The 10357-nt window shown below is 61.6% G+C and carries 11 protein-coding genes; 9 read left to right on the forward strand and 2 right to left on the reverse strand.

Annotation, left to right across the window (positions count from 1 at the left end; translation table 11 throughout):
• Nucleotides 1-32: 32 nt before the first annotated feature.
• Nucleotides 33-545: a prolyl-tRNA synthetase associated domain-containing protein gene (locus RUW20_RS09550; protein ID WP_313951969.1), complete on the reverse strand. Its 513-nt coding sequence runs from the start codon at nucleotides 543-545 to the stop codon at nucleotides 33-35.
• Between the two features lie 201 nt (nucleotides 546-746).
• On the opposite strand from RUW20_RS09550, the gene RUW20_RS09555 reads away from it, so the two are divergent.
• Genes RUW20_RS09555 through RUW20_RS09580 form a run of 6 tightly spaced genes read left to right on the forward strand, consistent with a single transcriptional unit; the run spans nucleotide 747 to nucleotide 6484 of the window.
• Nucleotides 747-2576, forward strand: a complete 1830-nt coding sequence (locus RUW20_RS09555) for an AGE family epimerase/isomerase (protein WP_313951970.1) — start codon at nucleotides 747-749, stop codon at nucleotides 2574-2576.
• 33 nt (nucleotides 2577-2609) lie between these two features.
• Nucleotides 2610-2954, forward strand: a complete 345-nt coding sequence (locus tag RUW20_RS09560; RefSeq protein WP_313951971.1) for an anti-sigma factor antagonist — start codon at nucleotides 2610-2612, stop codon at nucleotides 2952-2954.
• A gap of 1 nt (nucleotide 2955) precedes the next feature.
• Entirely contained in the window at nucleotides 2956-5082 is a 2127-nt protein-coding gene (glgX, locus tag RUW20_RS09565; RefSeq protein WP_313951972.1) for a glycogen debranching protein GlgX, read from the forward strand.
• Between the two features lie 38 nt (nucleotides 5083-5120).
• A complete protein-coding gene (locus tag RUW20_RS09570) occupies nucleotides 5121-5438 on the forward strand; it encodes an STAS domain-containing protein (RefSeq protein ID WP_313951973.1) in 318 nt (105 codons plus the stop codon).
• Between the two features lie 19 nt (nucleotides 5439-5457).
• Complete coding sequence (locus RUW20_RS09575) at nucleotides 5458-5889, forward strand: anti-sigma regulatory factor (protein ID WP_313951974.1); 432 nt, start codon at nucleotides 5458-5460, stop codon at nucleotides 5887-5889.
• 46 nt (nucleotides 5890-5935) lie between these two features.
• Entirely contained in the window at nucleotides 5936-6484 is a 549-nt protein-coding gene (locus RUW20_RS09580) for a sigma-70 family RNA polymerase sigma factor (protein WP_313951975.1), read from the forward strand.
• Nucleotides 6485-7045: 561 nt separating this feature from the next.
• Here the strand turns inward: RUW20_RS09580 and fliD are convergent.
• A complete protein-coding gene (fliD, locus tag RUW20_RS09585; protein ID WP_313951976.1) occupies nucleotides 7046-8035 on the reverse strand; it encodes a flagellar filament capping protein FliD in 990 nt (329 codons plus the stop codon).
• Between the two features lie 383 nt (nucleotides 8036-8418).
• On the opposite strand from fliD, the gene RUW20_RS09590 reads away from it, so the two are divergent.
• The 3 genes from RUW20_RS09590 to RUW20_RS09600 form a co-directional block, all read left to right on the forward strand.
• Nucleotides 8419-9471 carry a permease gene (locus tag RUW20_RS09590; RefSeq protein ID WP_313951977.1) on the forward strand — a complete coding sequence of 351 codons (1053 nt, stop codon included), beginning with the start codon at nucleotides 8419-8421 and terminating at the stop codon, nucleotides 9469-9471.
• A gap of 54 nt (nucleotides 9472-9525) precedes the next feature.
• Nucleotides 9526-9756: a thioredoxin family protein gene (locus tag RUW20_RS09595; protein WP_313951978.1), complete on the forward strand. Its 231-nt coding sequence runs from the start codon at nucleotides 9526-9528 to the stop codon at nucleotides 9754-9756.
• Nucleotides 9757-9949: 193 nt separating this feature from the next.
• Nucleotides 9950-10357 (forward strand): Fic family protein (locus RUW20_RS09600; protein WP_409559338.1); only part of this gene is annotated, 408 nt, incomplete at its 3' end.

The raw sequence follows: 10357 nt of genomic DNA on the forward strand, positions 1-10357 counted from the left end.
ACACGGGCAGCCGCGACGCGCCGCGGCCTTCCTTACTCGCTCGCTGTGGGCTCGGGCAGGTCAATGACCCGCGGGGAGTGCCGCACGTGCTCAAGGAATTTCAGCAGATCGCCGATGGCGATGGTGGTCGTGCGGTCATTTCTCAGCGGGTGGCAGTTGAGGATGTCGCACGCCAGCACCCGCTGCTCAAGGACCACGCAAACGTGGCCCTGTTCATCGTTGACCGCCGCGAAAGGCGACACGGCGCCGGGAACAACACCCAGCAGCCGGCCCAGATCGTTCTCGTTGGCGAAGGAAAAGCGTGGCGCCTGCAACTGGCTCGCCGCCACCCGCAGGTCGACCCGCGTCTGCTCCAGTGCCACCAGCAGCCAGTAGCCGCCCTTCTTGTCCTTCAGGAAAAGGCTTTTGGCATGCCCCCCGGGCAGATCGCCGCGCAAGCGTTTGCTGTCGTCTATGGTGCGCAACGGTGGATGCTCGACGGTACGGGTCACGACGCCCAACGCGTCGAGCATGGTCATCAGGAGCTGGCTGTGATCAAGGGGCATGGGAGTCCTCAAGCGTACGATCTTTCGCTGCCGGCAATCAGTTGCTGACGCTGTCGCCGGTCGATCAAGATCATGATTTATAGATTTTAGCGAGCACGCCAGGCAATCGACAATTAGCAGTTGACCGTCTGTCGAAGTCACGGCTAAGGTAGAAGTACCGTTCAGACTGAACAATAATTTCCAATATCGTGAGGAGCAGTCGTGAAGACCCAAGCATATTCCTATTCAGACACCATTGCCGGTTACGTCACTCGGGTTGATCGCGACGCCGGAAGCTTCGATCTCAAGACCAGCAACGGCGGCGAGTTCCGCGCCTTCCTGACGCCGAACACCTACGCCCGCATTGCCGAAAACCTCGAGGACTCCTACCAGGATTGCACCGGGCGTCTGGACGAAATGTTGCAGCCAGGCCAACAGGTCTTCGCCTACTGCGTCTTCTATCCGCAAGCGGGAGAGCTGCGCGCCGAGGTCAAATCGATGGTCTTCCCGGGCGAAGGCGCCGGGGTTTACCGTCACGAGGAACCAGACTGGTGGATCAAGCAGATTCGCTCGATCGCCAACAGCTACCTGCACTGGCAGTTCAACTATCCCAGCCAGTCAATCGATTATCGCAACTACCGCACCATCCTGCATCTGAGCGGTGGCAAGAAAGGCGATTACCTGCAGGAGACCGACACCATTTCGCGGATGGTCTACGGCATGGCCTCGGCCTACATGCTGACCGGCGAAGACAGCTTCCTCGAAGCCGCCGAAAAAGGCACCGAGTACCTGCGTGGCCACATGCGTTTCCGCGATGCGGAAGAGGACCTGATCTATTGGTACCACGGCATCCAGGTTTCCGGCGACCGCGAGCACAAGCTGCTGACCTCGGAATTCGGCGACGACTACGATTCGCTGCCGATGTACGAGCAGATCTACGCCCTCGCCGGCCCGACGCAGACCTATCGCCTTACCGGTGACCCGCGCATTCTCTACGACATCGAGAAGACCATCGAGCTGTTCGACAAGTTCTACAAGGACGACAAGCAAGGCGGCTACTTCTCGCACCTCGATCCGATCAGCCTCGATCCGCGCTCGCCGCTGCTCGACAAGGGCAACAACCGCGCACGCAAGAACTGGAACTCGGTCGGCGACCACGCGCCGGCCTACCTGATCAACCTCTGGCTGGCGACCGGCGAGGAAAAGTACCTCGATTTCCTGGTCGACACCGCGGACACCATCGTCAAGCACTTCCCCGACTACGAGCATTCGCCATTTGTCCAGGAGCGTTTCCACGAAGACTGGAGCCACGACAGCAGCTGGAACTGGCAGCAGGATCGCGCCGTGGTTGGCCACAATCTCAAGATCGCCTGGAATCTGATGCGTATCCACAGCATTCGTCCGAATGACGGTTACGTCGAACTGGCCGAGAAGATCGCCCGGCTGATGCCCGATGTCGGATCCGACCAGCTGCGCGGCGGCTGGTACGACGTGGTCGAGCGCACGCTAGCTCCCGGCGAGGAGGTACACCGCTTCGTCTGGCATGATCGCAAGGCCTGGTGGCAGCAGGAACAGGCGATCCTCGCCTACCTGATTCTGCACGGCTGTCTGGGCGACGAGGATTACCAGAAGCACGGCCGCGAAGCGGCAGCTTTCTACAACGCCTTCTTCCTCGATCACGACGATGGCGGCGTCTACTTCAACGTCCTCTCCAACGGGCTGCCCTATCTGCTCGGTAACGAACGCTTGAAGGGCAGCCACTCGATGAGCGCCTATCACTCGACCGAGTTGTGCTACCTGTCGGCGACCTACATCAACCTGCTGATCAAGAAAGAGCCGATGTGCCTGTACTTCAAGCCGCGGCCGGACGGCTTCCCCGACCGCATTCTGCGCGTGGCCCCGGACATCCTGCCCAAGGGCAGCGTCCGCCTGACCGCGGTCGACATCGACGGGCGACCGTACACGGCCTTCGACGCCGACGAACTGTCGGTGCAGTTGCCGGACTCCCGCCAGGATATGCGGGTCAAGGTCACGCTGACGCCAGTCAAGTAAGCCCGCTTCAATTTCAGCCAAGGATTCAAGCATATGTCGATCGAGGTCGAAGCATTTCCGCGCGACGGGATGACCGTCGTTGTCGTGAGGGGCGAGATAGACGGCAGTTCCGCGCCCAGCCTGCAGGAAAAGATTCTGCCCCTGCTGCAGGACGGTAGCGCGCTGGTGCTCGACCTTGGCACGGTCAGCTACATGTCCAGCGCCGGTCTGCGCATGCTGCTCCTGCTTTACCGCCAGGCGGCGGCGCACAATGGCCGGGTGGCCCTCGCCGGGCTCGCCGAATCGATCAGGGACACCATGGAGGTGACCGGCTTTCTGAAGTTCTTCACCGTCGCGAACAGCGTCGAAGAAGCGCTGACGACGCTCAGGCAGGGCTGACATGGATACCCGTATCGATTTCTATCCAACGCACCAGCACGGCGCCTACAAGCTACGTCCCGGACGAGCTTTCCCCTTCGGCACGACGCTGGTACCGGGCGGCGTCAACTTTTCCATCAGCTCCGGCCACGCCACGGCGTGCACGCTGGTGCTGTTCGAAAAAGGCGCGCCGGAGCCGCTGGTGGAGATCCCCTTCCCGGACGCCTTCCGTATCGGCAATGTCTGGTGCATGGTCATTTTCGATCTCGACTTCGAGCGCATCGAGTATGGCTACCGCATGGACGGCCCCTGGGATCCGGCGGCAGGACACCGCTTCGACAAGACCAAGATCCTCCTCGACCCCTACGCCAAGGCGATCGGCGGGCGAACCCTGTGGGGCAAGCCACCTGACTGGAACGACATCTATCCACAGCGCGCACGCCTGGTCTTCGAGGATTTCGACTGGGAAGACGACCGCCCACTGGAAACGCCGCTGGCCGATCTGGTGATCTACGAAATGCACACGCGCAGCTTCACGGCGCACCCCTCGGCTGGCGTCAAGCACCCCGGCACCTACGCCGGCATCATGGCCAAGATCCCATATCTGAAGGAACTGGGCGTGAACTGCGTCGAGCTGATGCCGATCTTCGAGTTCGACGAGTTCGAAAACAGCCGTCCCAATCCGCTCTCCGGCGAGATGATGTACAACTACTGGGGCTACAGCACGGTCGGTTTCTTCGCGCCCAAGGCCGGCTTTGCCGCCACCGGTCCCTTCGGCATGGAGGTGGATGAATTCAAGAACCTGGTCAAGGAGCTGCACCGCAACGGCATCGAAGTCATGCTCGACGTGGTTTTCAACCACACCGCCGAGGGCAACGAGCGCGGTCCGACGCTGTCCTTCCGGGGCATCGACAATCAGACCTTCTACATGCTGACGCCGGAAGGTTACTACTACAACTTCAGCGGCTGCGGCAATACGCTCAACTGCAACAGCCCGGTGGTCCGCAACATGGTGCTCGACTGCCTGCGCTACTGGGCGGCCGAATACCACATCGACGGCTTCCGCTTCGATTTGGCCTCGATTCTCGGACGTGCTCCCAACGGCGCGCCCTTGCCCAACCCGCCCTTGCTCGAAAGCCTGGCCTTCGATCCGGTGCTTGCCAACTGCAAGTTGATCGCCGAAGCCTGGGATGCCGGCGGCCTCTATCAGGTCGGATCCTTTCCCGCCTACGGACGCTGGGCCGAGTGGAACGGCAAGTACCGCGACGACATCCGCCGTTTCCTGAAAGGTGATGACGGCATGGTGCCGGTGATGGCCGAACGCATCCAGGGCTCGCCGGATCTCTACGGCTGGAATGAACGCGGCCCGACGGCATCGATCAACTTCATCACCTGCCACGACGGCTTCACGCTCTACGACCTCTTCGCCTACAACGACAAGCACAACGAAGCCAACGGTGAACAGAATCGCGACGGTGGCAACGACGACCATAGCTGGAATTGCGGCGTCGAAGGGGAAACCGACGATGCACAGATCAATGCGCTGCGTCGACGCATGATCAAGAACGCCCTGGCCATCCTGCTGATGAGCCACGGCATACCGATGATCCTGATGGGCGATGAGCTGGGCCGAACCCAGCGTGGCAACAACAACACCTACTGCCACGACAACGAGCTGAACTGGCTCGACTGGACGCTGCGCGAACGCAACAACGAGCTGTTCAACTTCACCCGCCAGATGATCGCCTTGCGCAAGGCCCACCCGCTGTTGCGCGCCGGTGAATTTTTCGGCCGCAACGGCTCGCCGGCCGATATCATCTGGCATGGCACACAGGCGTGGAAGGCCGACTGGTCAGAGGACTCGCGAGCGCTGGCCTTCATGCTCCGCGAACGTGACGCCGGACAAGGGGGAAATACCACGCCGGTGCTGTACATGGCGATCAACAGTTTCTGGGACGCCCTGCCCTTTGAATTACCCCACCTGCCAATCGGCTATCACTGGCACCTCTTCGCCAACACCAGCTTGCCGGCCCCCGATGACATTCAGGAACCCGGCCAGGAAGTTCTGCTGGACGAGAACGTGCGCAGTTTCCTGGTGGGCGGACGAGCACTGGCGATCCTGGTCGGGCGCCCACAATCACAAACCTGACCGACTGACCAACTGACCAATCCCTGGAGACAGCAAACATGACACTCAGCATCAATGTAGAAATGAAGGACCGCGAGGCATGGATCACCCTCGACGGAGAACTTGACGCGGCAGTGGCCGGCGAATTCCGCCAGGCCATCGAGCAGGTCGCGCCGCAGAAACCCGAGAAGCTTGTGCTCTTCGTCAGCAAGCTGCAATTCATGGCCAGTGCCGGCCTGCGCGTCCTGGTGTTTGCCAAGCAGCAGATGGGACGCGAGGTCAGCATCCACGTCGTCGGCGCCAGCGGGCCGGTGCTCAACACCTTGCACATGAGCGGCTTCGACCAGTCCGTTTACGTGCAGGAAAGCTACCCCTGAGTCTGGCGCGTGCCTGACCATGACAAGGCACAGCATTCCAGCCAACCTGGCAGCGCTCGCGACCATCCGCCAGCTGGTCACTCAGGCTTGCCAGGAGGCTGGCTTGAGCAAGGCAGCAAGCTATCGTCTGATCCTGGCGGTAGACGAGATCGCCACCAACATCATCACCCACGGCTACCAGGAACAGGGCTCGACGGGTGATATCGCGATCGCCATCGCTGCCACCGACCAGCACCTGAGCGTAGTCCTCGAAGACACGGGAGTCGCCTACGATCCCCGCGCACGAGGCATGCCGACTGCGGCAGACCTCGACCAACCGCTGTCCGATCGCGAGATCGGCGGGCTGGGCGTTTTCCTGGCGCTGCAAGGCGTCGACCGCTTCGACTATCAACGCAGCGGTGACATCAACAGGAACACCCTGGAAGTCAGGCTTTCGAAATCCGAAACCTGACGACTCGACCAGAGCGCTGCCCGACCCGGCCTGCCGGAGTCGCACCGTGAGCGTGCCCTGCCTGATGAGTGCGTGGTCGATAAGCGAGAAAGAACTTCGCGCTTATCTTCGCCAGCGCATGCCGTCGCCAGACGACGCCGAGGATCTGTTGCAGGATGTGTTCACCAAGGCGCTACGCCAGGGCGCCAGATTCTGTGAAATAGAACAACCGCGCGCCTGGCTCTTCCGAGTGGCGCGCAATGCGCTCGCCGATCGGCTGCGCGTGGCGCATGCGCATCTTCCGCTGCCCGACGACCTGGCCACCCCCGCGACGGAAAAGCTGCTGCCGGTCGACGATCTTGGCCAGTGCCTGCCGCGCGTATTGTCCGAGCTGTCGGAAAGCGACCGGCTGGCGATTACGCTATGCGATATCCAGGGTCGCCCGCAGCGCGAACTGGCCGAGCGCCTCGGCATCTCGCTGTCCGGCGCCAAGTCGCGCATCCAACGGGCGCGCTTGCGGCTCAAGGCCCAGATGGAGGTCAGCTGCCAGGTTCGCTACGAGGCTTCTGGCGAAGTCGCCGACTTCGTCCCGCGGCCGCCGTTGCCGCCATCTTGAACATCGTTGGATGCCCGCGTGGGCGCCTCCCGCACGGTGAGCGCTGAACAGGAATAAGGCACCGTGCCGGCTACCTCCGGTGATAAAGGGAGCGCCGGCGCCCGGCGCCGTGGATCGCTCTGTGCGGTGGCGGTTGGACAGGCAGGCCGTCAGGTGCCAACGGCACGGAAGTGGCCGATGCTGGTCATGCACGAGAAAATCGAGACTTCGTCAAGCTGAAGGACGCGCGATGAACGGCGTGAAGCAGAGCTCCAGATAGGCGATGGTGGTCAGAATCTTGGGGGCGCGCTGTCGGATGCATTCCTGAAACCGCACGGATTGACCGGCTACAAATTCTTCACGCCGAAGGTCATCGGAGACCTTGCCGAAATACCAACAGGCAACACCTACGCCGGGCTGGAACAGAAAGCGCCAGCGATCGTCGAGTGGCTGACCCCCTCATTTGCATTTGGCACGCCAGAGATCCAGCGCACGTACCTTGCCGAGGCGACGATTCGCATCTCGCCGCCACAGTGTGGGCAGGTGAATCGACACGCAGGCGCCCGGCCTGCCGCCGCGGATTCAGGTTTTCACAATCTGATTGTAGGCGGCAAGCGCCCTGGCAACCTGCGGTGAAGGCTTGGCCGGGTCGCCCAACCCGAATTCGGCCTGTAGCGAGGGTTTATGATCGGCAATGAAGTCGATCACCCGATCCAGATTGCCCAAGCGGTTGGGGATGAAGTTGTTGGCGGAATTGAGCAATTCGGCGGATCGGGCAAAATTTGCGCTGAACTCTTGCAGGGTGCTGATCGCTCCCGCCTTGTTTTTTTCCAGTGCTGCAGACAGCATGCTCGTGTCAAGTGTGGCGAGTTTCGTGTTCGGGTCGATGTTCAGGCCCAGATCGCGTATGCCATGGAAGCCATCCTTCGCACCATTGAAAATGTTCTTGACGCTCTGTTCGAGTTCGTAAAGCGAGACCTCGGCAGCCTGCGTTCCGGCCAGCAGGCCATTGTTCTTCACCGTGCCGTCAAAGCGTGTTACCCAGTCGTTGTATTCTGCGGCGAACGCCTGGAGCTGTGTCTTGATGGCATCGTTGTCCAGCAATGCGCTGACGCCACCTAGCGACTGGCCAGCTTGTTGCATACCCGAAACCAGGGTTTTCATTTCACTCAGCTCTGAAAACTGGGCTTTGTAGGTGATATCCCTGGTATTGATGGCGCTCATCATGCGATAGGCGGATTCCGGGTCGAAAAGCGACAGATTGCGGCCGGACGGTGAAAGTCCCTGTGCTGCAGTCGACAAGTCAAGCAGTGAAAGCGGGTCGCTCGCCCCGGGCTGTGATCCTGATTGAGCGCCAGACAAGCGGGTCAGAAAATCCATACCCGAAGAGACCTTGTTTCCGCCGAATGCGGCGCCGAGCAAGGTATTGAAGGTTTTGGCCTGAATCCCGGCCATGCGCAAGGCCAGCGCCGAAGAAAAATCGCTGCTCTCCGTAGCGTCAATTCGCTTCGCGCCCGTTGGGTTTGATTGAGTGCCGCTGCCGCTCCCGATCGACTGAACGTGTCCGAACAAGCTGCTGGCGATTGCGAAAGCTGACATGGTGACTCCTGCTGAAAGGGGCAGACATGCCTAAAAAGGAGCAATATTCGGGCCAGCCTTCGCACGCCGGGGCTGAAGGGCTCCAGGACTGCCTGGGAGCCGAAGTGGCGGAAGATGGCTTGAATCCGGGCAGTCCCGGCAAGCGTATTTGCCGACAAACCGGCCAATATTGCCGCCAGAAAGGAAATGGCAGGGCCGATTAACGACGGCCAGCGTTTCCAGAAGGTTGCACATTGGCCAGCGAGATTTTTTTGGGGGAAAGCAGCGTCTTTTGCCGTCGCTCTTCGTCTTCTTTAAGATCAGGGCCGTGACGCCGTTGGCGCCGAGTTCAACACCCTCTTGCCGGAGACGTCAGAATGGATACTCTTTCCCTTACCCCCAGCTCCCGCGGCAAACTCGGCCGCTGGCTGCTCGGCATTTTCATCGCTACGGGCGCCTGGCTGTTCGCCTACAGCCAACTGACGGCCTTCGCCGACTGGCTGCTCAACGCATTGGCAATGAGCCGTCAGACCCAGGTCGGCGAAGCCCTGCATTTCTTCTTCTACGACACCCCGAAGGTGCTGCTGCTGCTCACCGGCATCGTCTTCGTGATGGGCATCGTGCAGACCTTTTTCTCGCCCGAGCGGACGCGAGCGCTGCTCTCCGGCAAGCGGGAGGGGATCGGCAATGTGCTCGCCGCGACACTTGGTATCGTCACGCCGTTCTGCTCGTGCTCGGCGGTGCCGCTGTTCATCGGCTTTCTCTCCGCCGGCGTGCCGCTCGGGGTCACCTTCTCCTTCCTGATCTCGGCGCCAATGGTTAACGAGGTGGCTCTGGTGCTGCTCTTCGGCATGTTCGGCTGGAAGGTCGCCGCGCTCTACCTCGGCCTCGGCCTGCTGGTGGCGATCGTCGGCGGGATGGTGATCGGCAAGCTGCACATGGAGCGCCATCTCGAAGACTGGGTACAGAAGATTCAGGCCGGTGAGGTGGGCCAGGCGGCGCACGACGGCATGGCATGGGTCGAGCGCTTCGAGGCCGGCACCGCCCATGTGCGCGAGATTGTCGGCAAGGTCTGGCCCTATATCCTCGCCGGCATCGCGCTCGGCGCCGGCATCCACGGCTACGTGCCGGAGGACTTCATGGCCTCGATCATGGGCCGGGATGCTTGGTGGGCGGTCCCGGTGGCGGTGCTGCTCGGCGTACCGATGTACACCAACGCCGCCGGCGTGATCCCGATCGTCGAGGCGCTGATCGGCAAGGGTGCCGCGCTCGGTACCGTGCTGGCCTTCATGATGAGCGTGATCGCCCTCTCGGCACCGGAGATGATCATCCTGCGCAAAGCGCTGAAACCCCGGCTGATCGCCACCTTCGTCGGCATTGTCGCCGCCGGCATTCTGCTCGTCGGCTACGTCTTCAACCTGGTGCTCTAAGGCCGGCGCCCGGCTTCAGCCGCCATCCTCAAACCCCAACCCCAAGGAGCACGCATGAAAAACGTCAAGGTTCTCGGCACCGGCTGCGCCAACTGCCGCAGCACGGTCGACCTGATAGAAACAGTCGCCAAGGCCAAAGGCGTGCCGATAGCGCTCGAAAAGATCGAAGACCTGCCCGAGATCATCGGCTACGGGGTGATGTCCACGCCAGGCGTGGTGATCGACGGCCAGGTGGTTCATGCCGGTGGCGTCCCGACGCGCAGCAAGGTCGAAAGCTGGTTCTGAGCAGGTGCCTGGCGGAGGCGTTCCGGAGCGACATGGTCAGCACGGCAGTGTCGGTGGACCAAGGTAGCGGCGCAGTGCCTGAAGTTCGTCACGGCTGCGCGTGGGCGACGCCGGGGCAGGAGCAAAAGCCGCCGCTTCGTTGGCAGGCCATCATCCGCTAAAACGGGTGTAAATGGATGTATTATTGGGCGTCATGATGCGCGCCGACACCCTCCAGATCACTCCGGAGATCCTCAGTCTCATCGCTGGCATCGATGAGTTCAAAGGCTCGTGGCGCGCGCTCGGCACCTTGGCCCCGGATCGGCTCGCGGCGCTGCGGCGCGTGGCCACCATCGAAGGCATCGGCTCATCGACGCGCATCGAGGGCAGCCAACTTTCGGATCGCGAGGTCGAACGCCTGCTCTCCCGGCTGCAGATCAAGTCGTTCACCACGCGCGATGAGCAGGAGGTCGCGGGCTACGCCGAGGTGATGGAGCGAGTGTTCTCCTCCTGGCCGGACATCACCCTGACCGAGAACCACATCAAGCAGCTGCACCGTGACTTGCTGACTCACAGCGAGAAAGACGCGTGGCACCGTGGAAACTACAAGACCTCCTCCAAC

Source organism: Accumulibacter sp. (genome assembly GCF_032229525.1).
Classification (GTDB): domain Bacteria; phylum Pseudomonadota; class Gammaproteobacteria; order Burkholderiales; family Rhodocyclaceae; genus Accumulibacter.